This is a genomic window from Haloarcula amylovorans (assembly GCF_004681185.1).
Classification (GTDB): Archaea; Halobacteriota; Halobacteria; order Halobacteriales; family Haloarculaceae; genus Haloarcula; species Haloarcula amylovorans.
The window spans coordinates 765,367-786,690 of record NZ_SRIF01000001.1 but is presented as its reverse complement, the minus strand read 5'-3'; the positions used below and the strand labels follow the sequence as shown (position 1 = coordinate 786,690).

The window sequence follows — 21,324 nt, the reverse complement described above, 5'->3', positions numbered from 1 at the left end:
ACTTACTGCTGTCTCAGTCGGGCGGCCACGTCGTCGAGCCACGGGGGGATGTCGAGGTCGGCGAGCGTTCCGTCGCGCCAAGTCGTCACGACTTCCGTCTCGCCGTCGCGCGTCAGGTCGATGCGCCACTTCCGGCCGTCGTCGGCGGTGATGTCGAAGCGCGCGCCGCCGTTGGCCAGCGAGTCAACGTGGGCGACGGTCACCTCGGTCCCGTCGTGGACTTCCATCGTGTCGGGCATACTCACTCGAACGGACGCGGATCACTTAAACGGGCTTCCCGATTGTGACGCGGGCCACTTGACCACCGCGCCACCATGATTCGCGGACGACAAAAGAGACGCTCCCGCGATAATTATCATCGTCCGCATATATCGCGGTATAGAGTCTCTAGCACGACCAGATCCCGTCGGACACAAGGGATTTGAATCGTCGCCCGGTAGGCCGGGTATGGTTTCTGTCGGCGACGAAGCTCCGGACTTTACCGCACCGCTCGCAAACGGCGACGTAGACGACATCTCGCTGTCCGAGGCCGTCGACGACGGTCCGGTCGTTCTAGCTTTCTTCCCGGGCGCATTCACCAGCGTCTGCAGCGACGAGATGGAGACCTTCGACGACAAACTGGACGAACTGGCCGACGCCGGCGCGACGCTCTACGGCGTCAGCATCGACACGCCGTTCGCCCAGAACGCCTTCCGCGACGATGCCGGACTCACTTTCAACCTGATAAGCGACAACGACCGGGAGATTATCGACGCGTACGAGATCTCGATGGACTTCGCGGGGTTGGGCGTCCACAACCTCGCCAAGCGGTCGGTGTTCGTCGTCGACGAGGATGGCGTCCTCACCTACGAGTGGGTCAGCGACGATCCCGGTGTCGAACCCAACTACGACGAGGTGCTCGAAGCCGTCCGAGAGGCCTGACGAATCCAGGCGTGGGTTTTTCTCACTGGCACCACGTACAATAGCTATGAGCGAGCGAGACGCAGACACCCGCGGCCGCATCTACGAGCCCAACGCCGAACACGCTTTCCCCGACGAGCGAGTTAACGACATCCTCGACGCACTCGCGGCCAACGAGGAGGTTCAAGTGTATCTCGAAGCCCAGAACGTCAACCCCGTCAAGCGCAAGCGCTACAACGACCACGGGGCGAAACACATCAGCATCGTCCGCAACCGGGCGCTGTGTCTGTACGACCTCTTGAAAGCGGGCGGCGTCGAGTTCAACGGAGCTAGCGACCAGGGACTCGATGAGGCTGACGAAGCAGTCATCGTCGCACTCGCCTCGACGCTGCACGACATCGGTCACGTCGTTCACCGCGACGACCACCCCTACTACTCGATTCCGCTCGCCGCGGACCTCCTCGATAAAATCCTCCCCGAGTTCTACGACGTGGGCGACCAGGTTCGGGTGAAAGGCGAAGTCCTCCACGCGATTCTCTGTCACCATACGGAGGAGCAACCGCTGACGCTCGAAGCCGGTGTCGTCAGGGTCGCTGACGCACTGGATATGGAACGCGGGCGCTCGCGCATCCCCTACGAACGCGGCGGACGCGGCATCAACACCGTCTCCAGTCAAGCCATCGAGACGGTGACGCTCAGCTCCGGTGACGACTATCCGGTTCTCGTCGAGATCGAGATGAACAACGCCGCCGGCGTCTATCAGGTGGACAACCTTCTGAAGGCGAAACTGACCGACTCCGGGCTCGAAAGCCACGTTCGCATCATCGCGCTCAACACCCGCGAGGACGGCAACCAGATCGTCGAACGTATCGAACTCTAGTCGGTGAGACCTGTGAGCGACACAACCGTTTTGTAGCCCCGAAACTTACCCCTGCGTATGAGTCTCACACCCATAGACAAGCAGCGGGGTGGCCCGCCCAGCACCACCAGCGAGGAGGGTGACGACTCCTCGCTCGTCGGCCGGGCATGGGCGCGGACGCGGACGGTTGTCGATCACCTCTCCGGTCGAGTTCGTAGGTGGTTCGACCGTCGCCGTCGAGGACGCTCACAGACGACTGCACGCTCTGACGACGCGCCCACCCCGGCAGAGTGTCCCCGCATCGCCGACCTCCCGGAACGGGACCGCCCGTTCACGTACCCCGCACGGGACCACGCGGACGCCAACCAAGCCGATCTCGTCAGCGTCGAGAGCGGCGAAGCGTTGACGATCTCGCTCCCGGACAATCCGGATGCGACGATAACCTCGGACGTCTGGGAATCCGTCGAACCCTAGATCGGCTCCGTTCTCCCCTCTCTTTCACTCGAAGAACAAATCGGTGCCCGGCACCGCTTCGGCACCCTCCGGTAGTTCCCTGAACCACCCGGCTTCCGCCGCCGCAGCCGCCGGGTCAACGTCGTCGGTCGGCAGCTCGCCGCCGCCGTCTCCGCTCGCGGGCGACGCACCGAAAACGACGAACGTTCGGGTCGCTGTCCGGTCGCCGCCCGCGCTCTGTACTTCGTAGCGCCAGACGCCCGCCACACCGTCGAGTTCCACGTCGAGACCGGTGTTCGTCTCGACCCATTGCCGTGCGGCCTCGGCGTAGTCCTCGCCGGGCGCGACGGCGCTACTGGGAATCTTCCAACGGCAGTCGTCGGTCACTCGCATCACGAGCGCCTCGCCGTCGTCGTTCGTCACGCCAACGGGTGCCATGTCGTCTAGATCGTCGAGTTGGTCGATGACCTCCTCGTCGACGACGTCGCTCTCTTCGTGAAATGGCACGTCGTTGCGCAGCGATTCGGGGTCGGTGATATGATCAGGTACGGACCGTTCGTCAGTGGGGGATGCTGTCATTGGGCAGGTAGTATCGCTATCACGGCAGTGCAGTGACTGGTTGGCGAACCATTCTCCGTTTCTCGTGTGCGAACGAAGCATCACGTCTCGACTCTCGGACGTGTACTCGCCGCTACTGACGGAACGTGAAAGTGATAGAAGAAACTAACGATTTAATTCCGCATTCTATCTTTACGTAAATATTCCCGGGCGAGGGTAATAAAGATTTCCCAGCTACACATCTGACAGTATCTCGATTGGAGGCGCTGCTCACGAGTCGTTACGACAGACTGCAGCAGCCGAGATTTGAACCCGATGGTGAGACTCACTTCGTTCGTCTCATGTGATTCAAACCGCCGGGTTGCGCATTCGCTCGTCACGTCTGTTCCTCGCAGAATGCGGCGACCGGGATTTGAACCGAAATCAGACATGCTCGCTTCGCTGCGCGCGACTGATAGGCTTCATATCCCTCTGTACAGTATTTACTGCTCGCGAATTGCTCGCAGCAAAATGCGGCGACCGGGATTTGAACCCGGGCCATGAGCTTGGAAGGCTCAGGTCCTACCACTAGACCACCGCCGCTCTTGTCAATCGCGGCGTCACTCGCAGTTCCGACGGAACTGCTCATCACCGCCGCATGCTCACGTTGTTCGCACGCGACGAGGTTCGCAAATCCTGCGGATTTGCTCACCACCGCCGCTCCTTTCGGTTTGGGTGTCGGAAGACACCGAGCGAACGTACTCGGTCATAGACGGAAGGTGATTAAGGCACTTTCCCTTCGGGACCGACAACCGCGTAGCAGTTGCCACTGGAGAGTTCCAGCGAGTGCAGTTCGAGATCGCTGGCTTCGACATCGCGTTCGAACTCCGCTGGAGCGTAGATGTGGTAAAATCTCGGGACGGTTTCGCCGCCGGGGAGCGTCCAATCGACGGTGGTATCGAACCCTTCCTCGGCGTCCGCGCTGGCGTCGAAGCGGTCGTGAGCGGTGCTCCACGCGCTGACGAGTGCGCGGCCGTCGGGCGCGAGGACGCGAGCGAGTTCGTCGAGGCTCGCCCGGCGGTCGGCGGCCGTCGGGAGGTGATGCAGCGTCGCGACGTAGACGGCGAGGTCGACGGCCTCGTCCCGAAGCGGAAGGGTCGTCGCGTCGCCCTGCACGAGCGAGACGCGGGGGCCGACGCGGGCGCGGGCTTCGGTCAGTAGCGCGCGACTCGCGTCGAGAGCGACCACGCGGTCGGCGACACTGGCTAGCAGTTCGGCGTGGCGGCCGTTGCCACAGCCGATATCGAGCGCAGTGTCGACGGCTGCGGCGTCGGCGACGAACGACTCGACCTCGGGCCAGGCGTACTCCCGCGTCTTCGAGAAGTGATCGCCGATGCGCTCGTAGGTCTGGCGGACGCCAGCCCGGGAGCGGTCTTCCATACGAACAGACACGACGAACGACGGCTTACCGGTTGTGACTGCGAGACGGAACCAGAACGGTCGTCGCGGACCGATGTGATGAGGCGGCACGGACCCGCCAGGTCGAGAAAACCGGCGTAGAGACTCCCTTCCGCGGTCGGGTTTCGGATAGCCAGCCGCCGAGGTAGATTCAGAGAGTGCCTGATACGAACGGTATGCGCCGTCTTCGATGGTCGATACGGAGAAACCGGTCCATACTAATCCACGCTTGGCTCGACGTTCCGGACGACTATGGGCGAGAGAGAACTCTCACGGCGGTCCGTCCTCAAGTACGGAGCTGCCGCGGGGGGACTGACAGCGGTTGGCGGTGCACTGGGCGAGGCAGCGATTTCCGACGACGAGACAGCGCTCGACCGGCCGGCGGAGGAACCGATCAGCGCACAGACGGCGGAAGCGACCAGCGAAACGCAGTCAGGTTGTGACGCGGTGATCGACGCGAGCGGCGGCGGTGACTACGGGACGATTCAGGCCGCTGTCGACGCCGCCGAGACCGGTGATACGCTCTGTGTCGCACCGGGCACCTACAGGGGGACAGTCACCCTCTCGGTCGACGGTGTGACACTCGCCCCGACCGAACAGAGCACCGTGACCCTCAGCGGCGGTGACGCGGCGACCGACCCGGTGCTCGACGTGACCGCCGACGGCGTCACGGTGGACGGCTTCGAAATCACGAACCCGAACGGCGCGCGCGGAATCGACGTGGCCGGCGGACTCGTAGACGTCACGCTTCGCAACAACCGCGTGACGGCTATCGGCCCGGTCTCCGGCGTCGAGACGATCGGCGTCCTCCTCGACGGCAACGTTGGCTCGGTCACGATAGCCGGCAACGAGATAACCGACCTCGCCGCGGACGGCCCGAACGCGGCCGCACAGGGAATCGCCGTCCGCGGCGAGACGAGCGATGTCGTCGTCCGGCGCAACGTCTTCGAGGGGATTACAGCGACCGAGCTCGTCGGCGCGGCGATTGCGGTTGACCGAGGAGCAGGCGGTCTCACCGTCGAGACGAACGACCTTCTGACTGTAATCGGGATCGAGAACGCGGACGACGCGACGGTCGCGGCGTCCTGTAACTACTGGGGGATGCGCGACGGACCGCGACAGGTCGGGACGAACCGCGCCGCCGACAAGGGACCGATGGCCGACGAGCGAAGCGCGGCCATCGGCTCCGTCGAGTTTCAGCCGTGGCTCGTCCAGTCGATCCAGACCGGCAACGGCGCGCAGTCCTGTTTCGGCGGGCGGTAGCGCACTCGGAAAAGAGCGAGCGAGTCGTTACGCCTCGCCGTCGCCGTACGTCTCGGGGTAGGCCTCGGCCAACAGTTCGGGTCGCTCGTTCAGGCGCGTCCGCACCGGGTCGATGACTTCGGAGACGGCGCTCGCCACGGCGGGTTTCAGGTCGGCGGGGTGGAGTTCGCCGCTGAGGAAGTCCTCCTCGACGGCGTCGTAGCTCTCGTAGACGAGGTCGCCGCCGTACTCCTCGGGTCGGGAAACGACGAACGACTTTCCATCGGCTTCCAGAACCGGGAAGACGAGGTGGTTCAGGTACTCCAGCACGCCGTTGTCTTCGAGTTCCCCCGCCGGACAGTACGCCTGTCCGATCTTCTCCTCGACCGCCTCGTCGCTGTCGGTGAGGTTTACCTTCGAGGCGGCGTCGGAGGCGCTCATCTTCCCGCCCGAGAGACCCGAGAGAAGCGGCGCGAAGACACAGACCGGGGACTCGCCGCCGTGGTCGGGGAGAACCTCGCGGGAGAGCATGTAGATGCCGCGCTGGTCGACCCCGCCGTAGGCGATGTCGGCGTCGAGCGCCTTCACGTCCAGCGTCTGCATCAGCGGGTAGATGAGCCCGCCGAGGTTGGGGCTCTCCGATTCGCGGACGACTTCGCTGGCCGCGCGCTGTGAGCGCGCGATGGTCGTCTCCGCGGCCATGCGGTACATCTCTAAGGTGTACTCCTCGTCGAGTTGGAAGTCCGTACCGCGGACGAACGCTACGTCGTCGGGATCCGCGCCGGCGGCGTCGATCATCCCTTCGATGGCCGCCTCGTAGTACGCGGATCGGGCGTCAAGCAGGTCGAACGGACTCTTGTTGTCGTCTAGGTGGGCGTGAAGGTCGGCGATGAGCACCGTCACCTCGACACCGGCTCGCAGGAAGTCTGCGAGCTTTCGCATCGTCGTGAAGTGGCCGATGTGCATCTCGCCGGTGGGCGCGTAGCCGATGTACGCCGTCGGGTCGCCTGCCTCGAACAACTCCGCTAACTCTTCTTCCGTGACGACCTCCTGTGTGTGTCTGCTTACGAGGTCGATTCGCTCGGCCGTATCCATACCTCGGCTCCCCGCTCCGGCGAGTAAAACGTTCCTGTGTCGGCCCGCGGTCGACCCGTCCTATTCGTCGCTGGCCTTCGGGCGCTCCATCGGATCCCGTCCGTCGCCGATTGCCCCCGCGTAGCCCCGCGCGAACAGGTGATAGCCGACGACCTGTCCGTAGAAGACGAACGCCGCACCGATGAGGATGAGGACGAAGACGCCGCCGAGACCAGAGATGACGAACAGCGCGACGTACGCCTCGACGATGGCGACGACGTAGATGGGCTGGCGGGCGGCCTCGGCGATAGCACGAACGTCGAACGCCGCGGCGAGGCGGTCGCTCGTCGCCAGTCGCGCGAGCGCTGCAGGGAGTACCACGGCGACGACGGCACCGACGAAGCCGGCAATCGCCAGCAGGGGCGTCTCCAGCTGGGGGTACCCCACCGTCGGTGCGAGGACGGCCACGAGCACCAGCAACACCGGAACGAGCGTGTAGGCGACTTGTACTGTCATAGAGCGTGCGCCGTCGACGAAGAGGTCGCCCCAATCCGTGAACTTCGGCGGATACGGTCGCCCCTCGGCCGTCGAACGGATGACCCGGAGCAGATACCCCTGAACCGGGATGAGCGGGACGAACAGCACGACGCCGACCAGCGTCAGCAGGCTCCCGGTAATCACCGCCCAGAGCCACCCCGGCCCCCGCTGTGGATAGAAGAGCGCATCACGCAGCATTGCTCCGAACTGTCCCGGCAGGGTACTTATACTTCGACGGTCCGGTACTGTCGCCGGTCTGCCATACAGCACCGAGACCCAAACTGTTTTGCGTCACCGAAGCAGACGGAGCACCATAATGTCTGTACGCGTTGGCGTCCTCGGAGCCACCGGGGCTGTCGGACAGCGACTCATCCAACTCATCGACCCGCACCCGGAGTTCGAACTCGCCGCGATGACCGCGAGCGAGTCGAGCGCCGGAAAGACCTACAGAGAAGCCGCCAAATGGCGCGTCGACGCGCCGATTCCGGAGAACGTCGCGGAGATGGAAGTCGGCGCGACGACGCCCGACGCCGTCCCCGACGACGTGGACCTCATCTTCTCCTCGCTCCCGTCGAGCGTCGGCGCGGAGGTCGAACCCGACTTCTGCCGAGCTGGCTACGTCGTCTCCTCGAACTCCTCGAACGGTCGGATGGACGAGGACGTGCCGCTGGTCATCCCGGAGGTCAACGCGGACCACGTCGACCTCATCGAGGTCCAGCGAGACGGACGCGGCTGGGACGGCGCACTGCTGAAGAACCCCAACTGCTCGACCATCACGATGGTCCCACCGCTTGCCGCACTCGACCAGGCGTTCGACCTGACGGACGTGCGCGTCTCGACGCTGCAGGCCGTCTCCGGCGCGGGCTACGACGGCGTCACGTCGATGGAGATTATCGACAACGCCATCCCGCACATCGGCGGCGAGGAACAGAAGATGGAGACCGAGTCGCGGAAACTGCTCGGCACCTTCGACGGCGCAGAGGTCGAACTCCACGGAATGGACGTCGCCGCCTCCTGTAACCGCATCGCCACGCTCGACGGCCACCTCGAAAACGTCTGGGCCGACGCGGAAGACGACGTGACCGTCGAAGCGGCCGAAGACGCGATGGCCGAGGTCACCGGCATCGACCTGCCGTCCTCGCCCGAACAACTCATCAAAGTGTTCGAGGAGCCCGACCGCCCGCAGCCGCGACTCGACCGGAATGTCGAGGACGGCATGAGCGTCGGCGTCGGCGGGTTCCGCGAGACGACCGACGGCGTCCAGTTCAACTGCCTCGCGCACAATACGATGCGCGGCGCGGCCGGCGCGAGCATCCTCAACGGCGAGCTGCTGAACCAGCGCGGCTACCTCTAACGCCGCAATCCCGCTTCGCGGCGTCGCTCGCCACTGACGACCACGAAGCTTTTATTTCACTCATACGACACCTAGCGCATGGTCTCCCGCGATACGGTGGTCCAGGTCGGTGCTGTCCTCGTAGCGATGGCGTTGGCTGCCCTCTCCGCACAGTTCGGCGACTTGGACGCCACTCCCGCCCTCTTACTGGCGGCCCTCGCGTATCTCGTCATCTTCGCTGGATCACACGTCTACCTCGCGCTCCGGGGCGACGGCGAGAGCGTCCCGGTGTCGGCCCGATGGCGGTTCGTCGGTCTCGTCCTCGGTGCCGTCGTGGCGTTCGTCGTCGCCGTCCGGTACGGCGGCGTTGAGGTGGCCGGCACCACCATCGGAACGCTCCTCGCAGCGACCGTCGGCGTCGCCGGGCTCGGCTACGTGAGCTACGAGATTCGAGATGGCTACAAGGCGACACGCCCCTGATTACGGCTCTATCTGATTTTTCAGGTCATCCCACTCGCCGCTCTCAGCGCCGCGGCGGACGTTCTCGGCGACGATGTCGGCCAGTCGCTCGTAGTACTTCGGCGTGTGCCCGGCGTTGTGCGGCGTCACGAGGACGTTCTCGAAGTCCCAGAGCGGGTGGTCGTTCGGCAGCGGTTCGGGGTCGGTCACGTCGAGTGCGGCCGCGCCGAGGCGGTTGCGTTGGAGGGCATTGACCAAAGCGTCCGTCTCGACGACGGGACCGCGAGCGACGTTGACGAGGACGGTCTCGGGATGCACCGTCTCGAAGACATCGGCGTCGAATAGCCCACGGGTCACGTCCGTGAGCGGACACGCAATCGCAACGTATCGCGCGTCGGCGACGGCCTCGTGAATCTCGTCGTAGCCGTACACTTCGTCGGTCGGCCCGCCCTTCTCCGGGGAGTGGCGGACGCCGACTGTCTCAACCTCGAAGCCCGCGAGTCTGTCGAGTATCGCCTCGCCAATCGCGCCCATGCCGACGACGCAGACGCGACTGCCCGCGAACTCCGAGGCCTGAAAGGAGTGCCAGACGTGCTCGTCTTGTCGCCGTCTGGCCGTGAAGAACTCCCGGGTGAACGAGAGCCACGCGCCGAGGACGTACTCCGCGATGTTCGGGCCGTGGACGCCCGACGCCGTCGTCACCGCGACGCCGCGGTCAGCTAGCTCGGAGAGCGGGAGGTGGTCGTACCCGGCACTGCTGGCAGCGAACAGCCGGAGGGAGTCGGCGCTGTCTAAGAGCTCGGTCGAGATAGAACCGCCCGCGACCACCGTCGCGTCGGTGACGAGTTCCCGCTCTTGTGCGGGGGTCTGCGCGACGAGCACCTCGTGGTCGGGAAGCCGCTCGCGGAGCGCGGTCGCGTACTGGTCGGTGGGCATCCCGTGAACGCTGTAGTTTCGGACGAGGATTTTTACCATATCACTGCTGTTCACGGAAGGGGCAAAACGGTAGCGGCGACGCCGCCGAAGCGTCTCGGTAAACTACGCTAATGTGTCGAAAACGGGCAGTATAAACGGTCCTGAACGGTTCGGAAGATGAGTGTATTATATGCTCAAAGTTCCCGTCACGTTCTAGCAGTGATGGTCGAGACAGTTGGAACGGTGCTGGTGGTCGACGACGAAGCGGACTGTCGGACGCTCTATCGCATCTGGTTACAGAAGTCGTTCGACGTGGTGACAGCGAAGGACGGCATCGAGGCGCTCGATCAGTTCGACGAAACCATAGACATCGTACTTCTAGACCGAGAGATGTCTCGGAAGGACGGAATCGAAGTGGCGACCGAACTCGCCGCTCGCGACGCCGACGCCTTCGTCGCCATGATCAGCGGCGTCGAGCCGGGAACGGACCTCCTAGAGATACCGGTAGACGAGTATCTACAGAAACCGGTCGGGAGGGAGGACGTGCTCGGCCTCGTCGACCGGGCGATGGCCCTCAGTCAGTATCGGAGACGCTTCCGCCAGTTCTGCTCGCTCGCCACCCGGATCGCGACCGTCGAGCAACACGTACACCAGACCGAACTCGACGGGGATGCGACGTACCGCGACGCGGTCGCCCGGCTCGAACGGGAACGGCGGAGGGTCGAAACTGCCTCGCTTCCAGGCGACGTGGTCGACGAACTGCCGTCGGTCCCCAGAGACGCCCCGACCGCTCAGGAATCGTTCTAACGCGACGGGACGAGACAAACAGGTTTTAGCCGTCGGGGTGGCACCGTAGCGCGTATGGAATACGTAGACGTGGCAATCGTCGGCGGCGGCCCCGCGGGGTCGTCGGCCGCCGAGGCTGCTGCCTCCCGTGGTGCCGACGCGGTCGTCCTGGAAAAGGGGGTTCCTCGGGCCGACCGTGCGGGCACCGGCCCGGATTCGACGGACGCCGCCGGTATTCTCGACTACTGGCTCGACATCATGGAGTTCGACTTCGAGGAGTTCCCCGACGACGTGGTCCTCAGCGAACTCGACGGCGCGAAGTTCTACGGTCCCGACAGCGAACTTGCGCTGACGGAGACGGGTATCGACGCGAGTTACGACGGCTTCGGCTTCACGATGCACCGCGCGAAGTTCGACGACTGGCTCCGAGAGCGGGCCGAAGATGCCGGCGCTGACTATCGGGTGGGCGTCAGCGTCACCGGCGTCGAGACAGCCCTCACCGGTAACCCGCGACACACCGTTCAGTTGGCCAACGGGGAGAACGTCGGGACCGACCACCTGATTCTGGCCGACGGGCCGCAACGAACCGTCACCGGCGGCGCGCTCGACCAGTTTCTTCCCGCCGGGCGGAAGCTGAGCGACAGGATGCCCTCGACGAAGGTGAATCACATCGCCTATCAGGAACACCGCCGGATGCCCGAGGAGCTATTCGACCCCGACTTCATCGAGTTCTGGTGGGGTATCATGCCCGGTCACACGGCCTATCCGTGGATCTTCCCAAACGACCCGCCGGTCGCCCGTATCGGCCTGACGATGCCCATCGGCCTGGACATTGCCGACTACGACAAACGCGAGTGGGCGCTGCTGCGCGACGACGACGCGGGGATACCGCGCGGCCGCGAGTACATCGAGCGACTGCTCGACCGACAGTTCCCGGACTACGAACTGGACGACTTCCCGCTCGTCGAGGACCGAGGGAAATCCGGTGGGACGGAGACATATCCCATCTCCTCGACGCGCCCCATCGACTCGCCGGTTCGCGCCGGTATCACCGTCACCGGCGGTGCGATGGGTGCGACCTCCGCGTTCCACGAGGGTGGCGATCACGTCGCCGTCCGGACTGGGCGGATTGCTGGCCGCCTCGCAGCAGAGGACCGTCTCGAACGCTACAACGACGAGTGGCAGACTGCCATCGGCGACGAAGTCCTGCGGAACGTCACCTTCGCTGACCTAGTTCGAGAGTGGGGCCCGACCGACTGGGACCGGGCGTTCACCACCGCGAAGGACCTGATGGACGCCCGCGGCATCAAGGCCGACGCCGCACTCGAAGGCGGCCGTCACGGCCTCGAACTGGTCGCTCGCTACAAGTGGGGGAAGTTCAAGAACCGCGGCGGCCGTTACGTCCAGTTGCACGAGGACGACTACGCCGTCTGAACGCCACCCTTAGATACGAGCGTCGACTAGCGCCACTGCGTGCCTTTAATCCCCGGCCGAGGCCCGTCACCGGGACGATGACAGTCCGGAGAACCCGGGCGCGCGACATTCGGCGGCTCACGCCGCCCGACTGGCGGTCGTACCCCGCCCGCTGAGACGGCCGCTGCCGTCTCGACAGTCGGCGACGACTGCGTCGCCGCCCGCCTCGGCGGTTCACACCGCCTCGGCAATTGTCGTCCTAACGGACGACCGCCCGGCACGAGGGTTTGCCGGCTGACGTGGCACACGGCCGAGGATGACGCCGGTCGTTAGTGTTCCGGGCGCACATTTTCGACGGTGAAGCGCGCTGTCACTCGTCTCCAGTTCGTAGAGAGAGATTTCAAAGTGGCACCTGTCTCACTCGAAGCGGTCGTCTGCCCGTCTCGAAGGGAGAACGCGCAGTAGGCCACCGGCCGCGAGACTGTCGGTAGTAACGAACAGAACGTCGTCACCGCCGGTGACGGAGGCCTCGTCGCTGAGCACATCGTTCCAGTGGTTGAGGATGGCCTCGGGGATCGGGAGCTCACGGACGTCTGCCCCGATCTCGGTACTGGCGACGTAATGCATGCCGTCCTGCTCCTCGATGGCGTCGTAATCTTGCGAGACCAACACCGCGTCGTCACCCGTCCGAATTCCCCAAAATGCCTCCGCCGAGTGCGCCAGAAAACGCCGGTCGAATGCCCGCTGTGGCACTGGAACCTCCCGGCTCTGTCCGTCGAAGGCCGCCTCGCCCAAATGGTCGATTTCCTCAGTCTCGTTGTCGTCGTCGATGGCAGTACTCTCCTCGGCCGTCGGCGTCTCGTCGCTCGTCCCGCTCCCGTCTCCGGCGTCTTCCGACTCGGACTCGGTCGCCTCCCGTAGAGCCTCGCTATCGACGCCGGTGTCGACGACCTCGCGCTGGCCGACTGTCGCTGACTCGATGTCGCTCTCAGATTCGGATGCAGACGCAGAGTCCGATTCCACGCCCTCGACGTCCGGAGACGTATCGACGGCGTTCGCGGCCGCCTCGTCGGTAGCACCTTCTCTCTCGTCGACATCGCCGGCCTCGTCGGCGACTGCCCCGACGTCAGAACCCGTATCGACCACGTCGGTTTCCTCGATGGATGGGTCCTCCCCCTGGTCGCGGAACCGCCGCTGAGCGAGCGTGAGCGCGACGAATCCGGCACCGACGACGAGCCTGACGAGCCCGCGGTTGCGCTCGCCGTCGAGGAGCGCTCGGAGGCCGCCGAGTAGACTGGTCCCGCCGATGGTCGCCGTCACTGCACCCGATTCGACGCCGCGTCGGAGATACGGAGCAGCCTTCGAGACGTACTCTCGACCGCTTTTCGCCGCGGTCCGCGCGGAGTCGATGCCTGACTTCGGCTCCGATTGTGCGTTGGTATCGGTCTGATTCACGTCGGGCCGTTCGGTCGCAACGCACAAACCTCCACTGCCGGCTATGTCGTCACTCGAACTGCGGTCGCCTCGGTGCCACTCTCTCGAACGAACGCTCTCGTTTCAACGCTCTCTGGAGACGCCCGAAACGCTCGCATCACCCTGCCATCTGGCGGTCGTAATCTCCCGCTCGAATGTATCAGTCCAACTCGTGTCGGTTTCATATTATGTAGATTCGCGAATATCTTATTTCATCCGGCGTGGTGATGTAGCAGGCATGGGAAAGAGAGCGGACCGAAGTTCTTCGGCGGGCACGGCCAGTACACGACGGCGATTCCTGAAGACGATTGGGGCGGCGACCGCGCTCGTCGGCGTCGGCAGCGGACAAGGTGTTGCACGCACTGTACCGTCTGGGGAGGGCGGGTCTAGAGGGAGTGCGACCCCAAGAAACGTCGGCCAATCGAATCGGAAAAACGCCGTCGGGTCGCTCACCAGCCACGAGATATCGTCCTGTACGACCATCACGTCGCCCGGTACGTACGAAGTCGTCGACGACATCTCCTCGACGGGGAGTGGCGTCTGCATCGACGTGAAGGCCAACGATGTGACGATCCAGGGCAACGGCTACACGCTCAGCGGCGACGGGAACGGGACCGGCGTCGGCGCGAACCTCGGCGCGACGAGCAGCGGTCCCATCACGTTTCGCGAGAACGTCGTCGTGGAGGACCTCTCCGTGACGGGATTCGATACAGCGATCGGGTACGAGGAGATCAGCGGCGGCCGAGTGGAAGGCGTTACCGCCCGCGAGAACGGGACCGGCATCGCGCTCCGATACGGCGTCTTCGGCCTGACAGTCCGAGACTCGACGCTCGCCGACTCGGGCGTCGGCTTCGGGACGGTAGGGGACCCCGATGTCTACGGTGGCCCAGGGAACGTCCTGTTCGAATACAACGACGTCGAGTCCAACGACCGTGGAATCTCGCTGGGACACGGGACGAGTGATCACGAGTTCGTCTGTAACCGCATCGTCGGCAACAGCGGCGGTGCCAGACACAGCGGGTACGATACGCAGGGCCACACGTACGATGGGAACGTCATCTGCAGTAACCGCGACTACGGGCTACTGAACGTGGACAACCCTGCCCAAGAAGACGGCATTCCGGCCTTCGAGGACGTGGTCGAGGCGACGAACAACTACTGGGGCGCGCCGGACGGTCCATCGAGCATCGGTGACCCGGCGACGCCGTACGAGGACCCGGTGACTGGTGCCCTCGCCGACGGCAGCGGCGACGGCGTCAGCGAGTCCCTCGACGACGGGATTTCGAACGTCCACTTCGATCCGTTCGAGACATCGCCGCCCGCGGGTGCCGGGCAGCGGTGACCCGGAGGCGACCTATCGAGACGTACTCGGGTGAGGTGCTACCGGTCGGTATCGTCGCCACGGCTACGTCGGTTTCAGTACCCGCCACGCGATTTCGGGCCGCAGGAGCGACGTCGGCGGCACCTCCATCATGATGACGCGATAGAGCGCGTCCCGAAGCACGCCATCGGTGTGGGCCTTCCGGGTGAGTCGGGATAGATATCGGTTGAAGAGGCCGGAGCCCCGCGGTTTCTGTCCGTCGGTCGCTGAGAACTGGAAGTCGGCACCGACCGCCAGCAGCCACGCGTCGTCGATCACGCTCTCGGCCCGTTCGAAAAATCGGGTCGCGAGGCCGGTTTGGCCGTCTGCCGCGAGCGCGTGGTGAAGAACGAGCGCTTCGAGCGCCGCCACGGACATCCCCTGACCGTAGATGGGGTTGAAACTCGCGATCGCGTCGCCAAGCACGAGAAACCCGTCCGGAAACCGGTCGAGTTCCTCGTAGTGGTGGCGGCGGCTCGACGGGAACGGGTACTGCGCCACCTCGTCAGCGGCCGTCGGGTGCGTTTCGAGGAGATCCCGAAATTCGGCTGTCGGCAAGCCAGCGGCGAAGTCCCGGACGCCACTCATGTCTGTTGGCGGGTTGTCGCCGTGTATCCCGTGGAGAGTCACCAGCCAGCGATCTCCCTCGACCGGCAACGCGACGCCGCCGCGAGTTTGGGGCGGCGATGCCGGAGCGAAGACGGCTCGGCGCTCGTCGGGCGGCCGTCGAAGGGCGACGGTGCTGTAGCGGACGTCTACCTGGACTTCCTCGACCGGCGGCTTCCCGTAGCCGTGTTCGTCCAACCACGTCGGCGTTCGACTCGTTCGGCCCGTGGCGTCGACCACCAGGTCGGCGGGAATCGTCGTCGCCTCGTCTTTCGAGTCCCGAACCCGTATTCCGGTCACGGCGGTCGCGTCGCCGTCTGTGCGGTACTCGACGCACTGACATTCGGGCCGCAGGGTCACGCCGTCGAACTCGGTGAGACGCCGTCGGGCGACGTACTCGATGAGCGGCCGCGTCGCGATGTACTGGGGAACTCGTTCGGGACCGTCCGCGAGGAAGCCGCCCTCGTCGTAGAACTCCACGTCGCTGGCACCGTCTATCAGCACGCCACCTTCCGAGAGCAACTCCTCGCAGTAGCCAGGAAAGAGGTCTTCGATCGTCGCGCGGCCGGCCTCCAACAGTGCGTGGGGATGTTTCGACTGTGGGACCCCCTTCCGCGGGGTCGAGTCGTCGGAGAGCGAATCGCGCTCGACGACGGTGACTCGCTCGAACCCGTCCGAGAGCACGCGAGCGGCGAGGAGGCCGGCCACGCTCGCACCGATGACGACGGCGTGGTCGCCGACGGTGGTGACCTGCTCGCGCTCGTATCGTGAAACGCTCGACAACGTCATAGGAGCTGGGCTGTGTGTCGGCCTCGTTTGCCGTCGCTGTTCAGCCCGGAATCCGCGTCGTCAGTGGATGACATGACCATCGTGTCCCTCGTCTACTACTCGTCTCCTTCGGCGTCGCGTCGGACCGCCGATGAGACCGCGGCGAACGCGCACTGGCCGACGGGTCGGTTATTGCAATCCCAGCACTGGACGAATAAATATCCTCCGCGTGGCAACTGGATACGAGCGATGCCGAACCGACGTCCGTTCGCTGGCCCGATACGCCGCCATCAGTCCGCCATATGCGCGTGTTCGCCCTGTCCGCTACCCGCCGACTCTGAGCGGTGGAGCCAGTAGAGGAACAGGAACAGCCCGGTAGCGAGGACGTTCAACACCATCTTGTAGTTCATCTCGATCTTGATTTCGGCGATCTGGACCGAAGATGGGTCGGGGATGAGTCCCATTCCGAGGAACAGGAAGTGGATGATGATCCCCGTCAGAACGGCGGCGACGAATATCATCCCCGAGAGCAATGCCGCGAACGTCGTCCCGTAGTAGTCCCGGTAGGCGTCCATGATGGGCGGGACGATGAGGTCCGCGTAGATGTAACTCAGAACACTCCCGAAGGGAAGGCCGTTCGAGAAGAGGACGGCCGCGAACGGGACGTTCCCGACCGAGCAGACGAACGTGGCGATTCCGATGAGCGCGCCGACGACGGCGGTCCAGAAGATGTACACCGGCAGGCCGAACGTCGCTCCCGAGAACACTGTCGTCCACACCTGTTCGGGGATGAATCCGGCGATGAGACCCGCGAAGATGAACCCGATGGCGATCTCGTCCCAGAGCATCCCCCACTCTTTCCACTGCTTGTCCGCGAGTGCTTTCCATCCCGACATCGACGTGGCCTGTTCGCGGATGGTCGTGTTGGCCTCCTCGGGGTCGAAGCTCTCCTGACACGACTCCGAACAGAAGTAGTAGGTCTCGCCGTCGTGTTCGACCGAGTAGTCCGTGTCGTCGGGATTCACTTCCATCCCGCAGACTGGGTCTCTGACTTTTCGCTCGCCGTCGTCACGGACGTTCTCCCGAGCCTGTTCGACGACGTCGTCGGGGACGAGATAGGTGAATGCGAACGCCATCATCCCGATAAGGATGAACCCGCCGACGATGTCGGCCAGCAGGAACTGCCACCCGAGCAGAATCCAGATGACCGCCCCGATCTCGATGACGAGGTTCGTCGAAGCGAACATGAACGCGCCGATGGTGGCCGCCGCGGACCCGCCTTTCTTGAAGAGGTTCTTCGCGGTGGCGATGGCGCTATAGGAACACGACGAAGAGACGAACCCGAACAGCGACCCGTAGCCGATTTCGCGCAGGCCGTGGCCGTCGAGTAAGTCGGCGACTTCCTCGTCGGAGGTCCACGCCTCGACGCCGCCGGCGATGGCGAACCCGACGACCAGCGCCCACCACGTTATCCACGCCATCGCGGCAGTCGTCGTCAAGAACTGGCGCGTACTCTCGACGAAGAACGTCGCCAGTGGTTTCGAAGTAGTGAATACGCCGACCGCGACCGTCGCCAACGCGATGACCGCTAGCACTGCGTATTCCTTCTTCTCCATAGGCAGGCATATGGCTCCCAGTTTTAACGCGGTTGTGCCTAGAGAACCAAAGTACCGCTCAGCCATTCGTCAACTTGAACGCCACGGGACGAAACGCCCGATAGACTTCGGAGCCCAGAGCGTCTGCTGACCGGTTTGGTGTGACTATTCATAGGGAGCCGAAACCTTGGCTTCGAAAGCCGGCCGGCGAGGTCGCGGTCGAGGCCCCGAGAGCGACGTTCCGCTCCGACGGTCACGACCACCTGCTCAGGGTTCGGGAGGCACTCGAAAGCGAGATGGTTCGAACGGTATCACGGACCACACGTTTTGGGTAACCACTGTCGAGAAGCGGGTTCGGAATATTAGCGGAAAAACATGAAAACCCCCCGGTCGAACTACTGTGTGTATGTCTCTGTCAGAGACGGTCTCCGAGATCGACCGGCTGAGCGAGGAACAGCGCGAGTGCATCGAACTCTGTACGCAGGCCGCCGAGGTCTGTGAGTGGTGTGCCGACGAGTGTCTCGGGAGCGAGGACATGGAGGAGTGCGCGCGGCTCTGCCGAGACGTCGCCGACATCGCGTCGCTACACGCCCGATTCATGGCCCGTGACTCGCAGTTCAGTTCGCAACTCGCCGAAGCGTGTGCGGACGCCTGCGAGGCCTGCGCCGACGAGTGCGAGCAACACGACGCCGACCACTGCCAGGCCTGCGCGGAGATTCTGCCGGAGTGCGCCGAGAGCTGCCGGAACATGGCCTGAACGCTCTCGGCACGCCGCGACGTCGAACCCCAGTCGCTCACCCGTCAGTCACCCCACTTTTTGCCGACGTGGCGTCTCCCCCGTCGTATGACAGAGGACGCCGACCCCGAAGCGAACCTCCGGGAGTGGAAGGAGGCGATGCAGGCCGAACACGACGACGCCATCGAGAACCCCGTGCCCGACGAGCGACATCGCATCGAGGGCGTGGCACAGGTCAGCTACCGCGTCTACTTCGAGTACGACGAAGAGCGCGACGCGCTCTCCCGCACCCGCCGCGAGCAAGTCGAGGACCTCTCGGACCCCGAACTGCTCTCCTGTGCGTGCGGCGTCCGCGGGATGACGCCCGAGGAGGCTAGACGCCACGTCCGCGCGGCCCGCAACGCCCGCGACGCGGAGTAGCGGCGTCGTCTCAGAGCCGGTCGAACACGTCTTCGGCCAGTTCTGTGAGTTCGCGCTCCGGCTCCTCGCCCGGCGTCGAGACCACGACGTGGTCGACGCCCATCGACGCGAGCGTCCGGAAGTACTCGACGAACCACTCGCTACCAGCCTGGTACCCCTGATGGACTGGTTCCGGAGTGGCAGTCGGGTCGTCGGCGAGAACCGTCCGAGCGACCATCGCGTAGGGTTTCTCGCCGGCGGCCGCGCGCCACTCGTCGAGATAGGACTCGAGCGTCTCCTCGGGAAGGTGATAGAACAGCCAGCCGTCGCCGTTGTCGGCGATCCACTCGACGGACTGTCGGGCGTTCCCGGTTGGCAGGAGCGGTATCGTCCCAGCGGTCGGCTTGGGCACGAGGTCGAGTTCGCCGTCGAGACGGCCCCACCGACCCTCGGCCTCGGGAAATTCCTCGTGCCACACAGTTCTGAGGAGGGAGACCGACTCGCGGAACAGCGCGCCGCGGTCGTCGGCGTCCACGTCGAAGGCTGGATATTCGGGGTCTCGGTCGCCGGTGGCGACGCCCAGCACGAGGCGACCGTCGGAAAGGCGGTCTACGGACGCGGCCGATTTAGCGACGTGGAGCGGATGTCTGAGCGGCAGGACGACGCTCGCGGTCCCCAGTGCGATTTCGTCGGTGTGGGCGGCGGCGGCCGTGAGCCACGTCCACGGGTCGAAGGTCTGGCCCGCGTCGCCGAACCGAGGCCAGTACAGCGGTACGTCTCGCGCCCAGAGCGCGTCGAAGCCGAGTTCCTCGGCGCGGCCAGCGAGACGCATCTCCATATCGTGGTCGGGGCGGGATTCGCTCGCGTCGGTCAACGGAAAGCCGACGCCGACGGTGAGGTCGTCGGTCCCGAACAGGCGCTCGTAGCCGGCGTTCGCGTGCTCTATCACTGTTTCAGAACAGGACGGTCAGCAGCGCTTGCTGTGGCAACTGGTCGCCGTACGCCACGACGACGTACAGCATCGTGAACAGCGTCGCGTTGTAGATGCCGTGAATCAGCGACGGGACGACGATGTTGTCGGTGTACTCGTAGCTGATTCCGAAGACGAGCGCCGGGATGAGGAGGATACCGAGCGCTACGAAGTTCCCACTCGCCGACCCGCCGGTGAGTGCGAACCAGTGGAGACCGGCGAAGATAGCGCTCGGGATGAGGATGCCCGGAACGGGACTGAACACCTCGCGGATGCGTCCCTGCACGACGCCGCGGAACAGTAACTCCTCGCTGGGGCCGATAACGAGCACCGACGCCGGTATCAGCAACAGGAGCAACTCGGGGTTCTCCATGCCTATCTGGGCGGCTTGATTCGTCCCCGTCTCCAGTTCGGTCCCGGTGAGTTGCTGTGCGACCGTGATGAGAATCGAGCCCAAGATGGCACCGCCGAGCGCGACGCAGTATCCCACGCCGACGGTGATGGCGTCACGCAGGTCGGGAATCTCGGCGGGGATGTCGAACACCGAGGACTCCGCGACGATTCCCAGTTTCGACCGAATCCACGGGGCGATGGCCGGGCGAGCCTTCACGTAACTGAACGCGACGCCCGCACAGCCGACCCCCTGGATGAACAGCAGGCTGAGGACGATGTTCAGAGACGGTGTGAGTTCGAGACCGACGAGCGTAAGCGCGATGACGGCGGGAATCATCAGGCCGAAACCCAACAGCAGGCCGCCGGCCCCGAGAAAGAGAGCAGACACCAGCGCGATGGCCGATTGGAGGAGCGGGCGGTTACTAGACGCAGTGGACATACACCACTCTAACGGCGTCACGGTGAAAACAGTTCGCTCGTCGGTCAGGGCGTCCGCTCGCCGGCTTCGATCGCAACGTCCAGCCAGTTGGTCTCGGGCGGGAGCGGACAGTCGAACGTCTCGCTGTAGGCGCAAAACGGCGAGTACGCGAGGTTGAAGTCCAGCGTGACGGCGTCGCCGTCTTCGAGGTCGCCGGTTACTTCCAGTTCCATGTAGCGGCCGCCGTCGTAGCTCTGCTGGCCGGTCGTCTTATCCCGGAACGGGACGAACAGTGTCCCCGACTCGTCGCCCGCCTGTCGGTAGCCGGCCAGTTCGTACCCTTCGCCGTCGAGTTCGAACGAGAGCGTAGCGAGGTGGAGGTACCGGACGGTGCGGCCCTCGGTCGTCTCCATCTCGACCGGGTTCGGTTCCTCGTGTCGCGAAACGGTCGCCTCGACGCGATACGTCTCGTCGGGGGCGAAGTAGTCCAGCCCGTCGAAGGCGTCGCGTTCCTCGGGCGGAATGGGTGACTGCGGATGCTCGGCGAAGAAGTCGTCCTTCTCGGCCCGCTTCTGTCGAAGCTGCTCGGCCCAGTCGTCGGTCATACGTCCGATAGCGGGCCATCGCGTTTGAGTCCGGC

23 protein-coding genes and 1 tRNA gene are annotated in these 21,324 nt (G+C 64.6%); 11 read left to right on the top strand and 13 right to left on the bottom strand.

The window, feature by feature from the left end; genetic code table 11:
- Positions 1–2: 2 nt before the first annotated feature.
- A complete protein-coding gene (locus E4S61_RS04035) occupies positions 3–239 on the bottom strand; it encodes a hypothetical protein (protein WP_135302612.1) in 237 nt (78 codons plus the stop codon).
- 208 nt (positions 240–447) lie between these two features.
- Here E4S61_RS04035 and E4S61_RS04030 point away from each other — a divergent pair, with 208 nt between their 5' ends.
- Genes E4S61_RS04030 through E4S61_RS04020 form a run of 3 tightly spaced genes read left to right on the top strand, consistent with a single transcriptional unit; the run spans position 448 to position 2,233 of the window.
- Positions 448–921 carry a redoxin domain-containing protein gene (locus E4S61_RS04030; protein ID WP_135302611.1) on the top strand — a complete coding sequence of 158 codons (474 nt, stop codon included), beginning with the start codon at positions 448–450 and terminating at the stop codon, positions 919–921.
- Between the two features lie 46 nt (positions 922–967).
- Complete coding sequence (locus E4S61_RS04025; RefSeq protein ID WP_135302610.1) at positions 968–1,780, top strand: HD domain-containing protein; 813 nt, start codon at positions 968–970, stop codon at positions 1,778–1,780.
- Between the two features lie 57 nt (positions 1,781–1,837).
- A complete protein-coding gene (locus tag E4S61_RS04020) occupies positions 1,838–2,233 on the top strand; it encodes a hypothetical protein (protein WP_245180564.1) in 396 nt (131 codons plus the stop codon).
- 24 nt (positions 2,234–2,257) lie between these two features.
- On the opposite strand, the gene E4S61_RS04015 is transcribed toward E4S61_RS04020, so the two are convergent.
- From E4S61_RS04015 to E4S61_RS04005, 3 genes are all read right to left on the bottom strand, one after another.
- Positions 2,258–2,791 (bottom strand): NUDIX domain-containing protein, encoded by a 534-nt coding sequence (locus E4S61_RS04015; protein WP_135302609.1) that lies wholly within the window; start codon positions 2,789–2,791, stop codon positions 2,258–2,260.
- A 490-nt stretch (positions 2,792–3,281) separates the two neighbouring features.
- A tRNA-Gly gene (locus tag E4S61_RS04010) sits at positions 3,282–3,352 on the bottom strand.
- A 180-nt stretch (positions 3,353–3,532) separates the two neighbouring features.
- Positions 3,533–4,189, bottom strand: a complete 657-nt coding sequence (locus tag E4S61_RS04005; protein WP_135302608.1) for a class I SAM-dependent methyltransferase — start codon at positions 4,187–4,189, stop codon at positions 3,533–3,535.
- A gap of 270 nt (positions 4,190–4,459) precedes the next feature.
- On the opposite strand from E4S61_RS04005, the gene E4S61_RS04000 reads away from it, so the two are divergent.
- The gene (locus E4S61_RS04000) at positions 4,460–5,470 is read left to right on the top strand and encodes a right-handed parallel beta-helix repeat-containing protein (RefSeq protein ID WP_135302607.1); all 1,011 of its coding nucleotides are present in this window, start codon (positions 4,460–4,462) and stop codon (positions 5,468–5,470) included.
- 27 nt (positions 5,471–5,497) lie between these two features.
- On the opposite strand, the gene E4S61_RS03995 is transcribed toward E4S61_RS04000, so the two are convergent.
- Both E4S61_RS03995 and E4S61_RS03990 read right to left on the bottom strand, forming a co-directional pair.
- A complete protein-coding gene (locus tag E4S61_RS03995; RefSeq protein WP_135302606.1) occupies positions 5,498–6,544 on the bottom strand; it encodes a tyrosine--tRNA ligase in 1,047 nt (348 codons plus the stop codon).
- A 60-nt stretch (positions 6,545–6,604) separates the two neighbouring features.
- Positions 6,605–7,258 (bottom strand): DUF4013 domain-containing protein, encoded by a 654-nt coding sequence (locus E4S61_RS03990; protein WP_135302605.1) that lies wholly within the window; start codon positions 7,256–7,258, stop codon positions 6,605–6,607.
- Positions 7,259–7,376: 118 nt separating this feature from the next.
- On the opposite strand from E4S61_RS03990, the gene asd reads away from it, so the two are divergent.
- Positions 7,377–8,414 (top strand): aspartate-semialdehyde dehydrogenase, encoded by a 1,038-nt coding sequence (gene asd, locus E4S61_RS03985; protein WP_135302604.1) that lies wholly within the window; start codon positions 7,377–7,379, stop codon positions 8,412–8,414.
- Positions 8,415–8,492: 78 nt separating this feature from the next.
- Positions 8,493–8,873 carry a hypothetical protein gene (locus E4S61_RS03980; RefSeq protein ID WP_135302603.1) on the top strand — a complete coding sequence of 127 codons (381 nt, stop codon included), beginning with the start codon at positions 8,493–8,495 and terminating at the stop codon, positions 8,871–8,873.
- Here the strand turns inward: E4S61_RS03980 and E4S61_RS03975 are convergent, their stop codons facing one another.
- Positions 8,874–9,827: a D-2-hydroxyacid dehydrogenase gene (locus E4S61_RS03975; protein WP_135302602.1), complete on the bottom strand. Its 954-nt coding sequence runs from the start codon at positions 9,825–9,827 to the stop codon at positions 8,874–8,876. It abuts the gene before it with no gap.
- Positions 9,828–9,989: 162 nt separating this feature from the next.
- Between E4S61_RS03975 and E4S61_RS03970 the strand changes: the two genes are divergently transcribed.
- Both E4S61_RS03970 and E4S61_RS03965 read left to right on the top strand, forming a co-directional pair.
- Positions 9,990–10,574, top strand: a complete 585-nt coding sequence (locus E4S61_RS03970; protein WP_209309434.1) for a response regulator — start codon at positions 9,990–9,992, stop codon at positions 10,572–10,574.
- A gap of 54 nt (positions 10,575–10,628) precedes the next feature.
- Entirely contained in the window at positions 10,629–11,987 is a 1,359-nt protein-coding gene (locus E4S61_RS03965) for an NAD(P)/FAD-dependent oxidoreductase (protein ID WP_135302600.1), read from the top strand.
- A 396-nt stretch (positions 11,988–12,383) separates the two neighbouring features.
- Here E4S61_RS03965 and E4S61_RS03960 read toward each other — a convergent pair whose 3' ends face one another.
- Positions 12,384–13,421: a hypothetical protein gene (locus E4S61_RS03960; protein ID WP_135302599.1), complete on the bottom strand. Its 1,038-nt coding sequence runs from the start codon at positions 13,419–13,421 to the stop codon at positions 12,384–12,386.
- A gap of 256 nt (positions 13,422–13,677) precedes the next feature.
- Between E4S61_RS03960 and E4S61_RS03955 the strand changes: the two genes are divergently transcribed.
- Positions 13,678–14,781 (top strand): twin-arginine translocation signal domain-containing protein, encoded by a 1,104-nt coding sequence (locus E4S61_RS03955; protein ID WP_167768442.1) that lies wholly within the window; start codon positions 13,678–13,680, stop codon positions 14,779–14,781.
- Positions 14,782–14,844: 63 nt separating this feature from the next.
- Here E4S61_RS03955 and E4S61_RS03950 read toward each other — a convergent pair whose 3' ends face one another.
- Positions 14,845–16,194 (bottom strand): FAD-dependent oxidoreductase, encoded by a 1,350-nt coding sequence (locus E4S61_RS03950; RefSeq protein ID WP_135302597.1) that lies wholly within the window; start codon positions 16,192–16,194, stop codon positions 14,845–14,847.
- A gap of 269 nt (positions 16,195–16,463) precedes the next feature.
- Positions 16,464–17,789 carry a permease gene (locus E4S61_RS03945; protein ID WP_135302596.1) on the bottom strand — a complete coding sequence of 442 codons (1,326 nt, stop codon included), beginning with the start codon at positions 17,787–17,789 and terminating at the stop codon, positions 16,464–16,466.
- Positions 17,790–18,174: 385 nt separating this feature from the next.
- Between E4S61_RS03945 and E4S61_RS03940 the strand changes: the two genes are divergently transcribed.
- Positions 18,175–18,525, top strand: coding sequence for a four-helix bundle copper-binding protein (locus E4S61_RS03940; protein ID WP_135302595.1), 351 nt, complete (start codon positions 18,175–18,177; stop codon positions 18,523–18,525).
- Between the two features lie 87 nt (positions 18,526–18,612).
- Positions 18,613–18,924 carry a hypothetical protein gene (locus E4S61_RS03935; RefSeq protein WP_135302594.1) on the top strand — a complete coding sequence of 104 codons (312 nt, stop codon included), beginning with the start codon at positions 18,613–18,615 and terminating at the stop codon, positions 18,922–18,924.
- Positions 18,925–18,934: 10 nt separating this feature from the next.
- Here the strand turns inward: E4S61_RS03935 and E4S61_RS03930 are convergent, their stop codons facing one another.
- The 3 genes from E4S61_RS03930 to E4S61_RS03920 are packed head-to-tail and all read right to left on the bottom strand — an operon-like array spanning position 18,935 to position 21,289.
- Complete coding sequence (locus E4S61_RS03930) at positions 18,935–19,852, bottom strand: LLM class oxidoreductase (RefSeq protein WP_135302593.1); 918 nt, start codon at positions 19,850–19,852, stop codon at positions 18,935–18,937.
- A 4-nt stretch (positions 19,853–19,856) separates the two neighbouring features.
- Positions 19,857–20,705 carry a CPBP family intramembrane glutamic endopeptidase gene (locus E4S61_RS03925; RefSeq protein ID WP_135302592.1) on the bottom strand — a complete coding sequence of 283 codons (849 nt, stop codon included), beginning with the start codon at positions 20,703–20,705 and terminating at the stop codon, positions 19,857–19,859.
- 44 nt (positions 20,706–20,749) lie between these two features.
- Positions 20,750–21,289, bottom strand: a complete 540-nt coding sequence (locus E4S61_RS03920) for a DUF1684 domain-containing protein (RefSeq protein WP_135302591.1) — start codon at positions 21,287–21,289, stop codon at positions 20,750–20,752.
- Positions 21,290–21,324 lie beyond the last annotated feature (35 nt).

What these genes read in the sequence shown, in the direction of transcription:
- E4S61_RS04035 (WP_135302612.1), bottom strand. Translation starts at nt 239, where the DNA reads ATGCCCGACACGATGGAAGTCCACGACGGGACCGAGGTGACCGTCGCC.
- E4S61_RS04030 (WP_135302611.1), top strand. Translation starts at nt 448, where the DNA reads ATGGTTTCTGTCGGCGACGAAGCTCCGGACTTTACCGCACCGCTCGCA.
- E4S61_RS04025 (WP_135302610.1), top strand. Translation starts at nt 968, where the DNA reads ATGAGCGAGCGAGACGCAGACACCCGCGGCCGCATCTACGAGCCCAAC.
- E4S61_RS04020 (WP_245180564.1), top strand. Translation starts at nt 1,838, where the DNA reads ATGAGTCTCACACCCATAGACAAGCAGCGGGGTGGCCCGCCCAGCACC.
- E4S61_RS04015 (WP_135302609.1), bottom strand. Translation starts at nt 2,791, where the DNA reads ATGACAGCATCCCCCACTGACGAACGGTCCGTACCTGATCATATCACC.
- E4S61_RS04005 (WP_135302608.1), bottom strand. Translation starts at nt 4,189, where the DNA reads ATGGAAGACCGCTCCCGGGCTGGCGTCCGCCAGACCTACGAGCGCATC.
- E4S61_RS04000 (WP_135302607.1), top strand. Translation starts at nt 4,460, where the DNA reads ATGGGCGAGAGAGAACTCTCACGGCGGTCCGTCCTCAAGTACGGAGCT.
- E4S61_RS03995 (WP_135302606.1), bottom strand. Translation starts at nt 6,544, where the DNA reads ATGGATACGGCCGAGCGAATCGACCTCGTAAGCAGACACACACAGGAG.
- E4S61_RS03990 (WP_135302605.1), bottom strand. Translation starts at nt 7,258, where the DNA reads ATGCTGCGTGATGCGCTCTTCTATCCACAGCGGGGGCCGGGGTGGCTC.
- asd (WP_135302604.1), top strand. Translation starts at nt 7,377, where the DNA reads ATGTCTGTACGCGTTGGCGTCCTCGGAGCCACCGGGGCTGTCGGACAG.
- E4S61_RS03980 (WP_135302603.1), top strand. Translation starts at nt 8,493, where the DNA reads ATGGTCTCCCGCGATACGGTGGTCCAGGTCGGTGCTGTCCTCGTAGCG.
- E4S61_RS03975 (WP_135302602.1), bottom strand. Translation starts at nt 9,827, where the DNA reads ATGGTAAAAATCCTCGTCCGAAACTACAGCGTTCACGGGATGCCCACC.
- E4S61_RS03970 (WP_209309434.1), top strand. Translation starts at nt 9,990, where the DNA reads ATGGTCGAGACAGTTGGAACGGTGCTGGTGGTCGACGACGAAGCGGAC.
- E4S61_RS03965 (WP_135302600.1), top strand. Translation starts at nt 10,629, where the DNA reads ATGGAATACGTAGACGTGGCAATCGTCGGCGGCGGCCCCGCGGGGTCG.
- E4S61_RS03955 (WP_167768442.1), top strand. Translation starts at nt 13,678, where the DNA reads ATGGGAAAGAGAGCGGACCGAAGTTCTTCGGCGGGCACGGCCAGTACA.
- E4S61_RS03950 (WP_135302597.1), bottom strand. Translation starts at nt 16,194, where the DNA reads ATGACGTTGTCGAGCGTTTCACGATACGAGCGCGAGCAGGTCACCACC.
- E4S61_RS03945 (WP_135302596.1), bottom strand. Translation starts at nt 17,789, where the DNA reads ATGGAGAAGAAGGAATACGCAGTGCTAGCGGTCATCGCGTTGGCGACG.
- E4S61_RS03940 (WP_135302595.1), top strand. Translation starts at nt 18,175, where the DNA reads ATGTCTCTGTCAGAGACGGTCTCCGAGATCGACCGGCTGAGCGAGGAA.
- E4S61_RS03935 (WP_135302594.1), top strand. Translation starts at nt 18,613, where the DNA reads ATGACAGAGGACGCCGACCCCGAAGCGAACCTCCGGGAGTGGAAGGAG.
- E4S61_RS03925 (WP_135302592.1), bottom strand. Translation starts at nt 20,705, where the DNA reads ATGTCCACTGCGTCTAGTAACCGCCCGCTCCTCCAATCGGCCATCGCG.
- E4S61_RS03920 (WP_135302591.1), bottom strand. Translation starts at nt 21,289, where the DNA reads ATGACCGACGACTGGGCCGAGCAGCTTCGACAGAAGCGGGCCGAGAAG.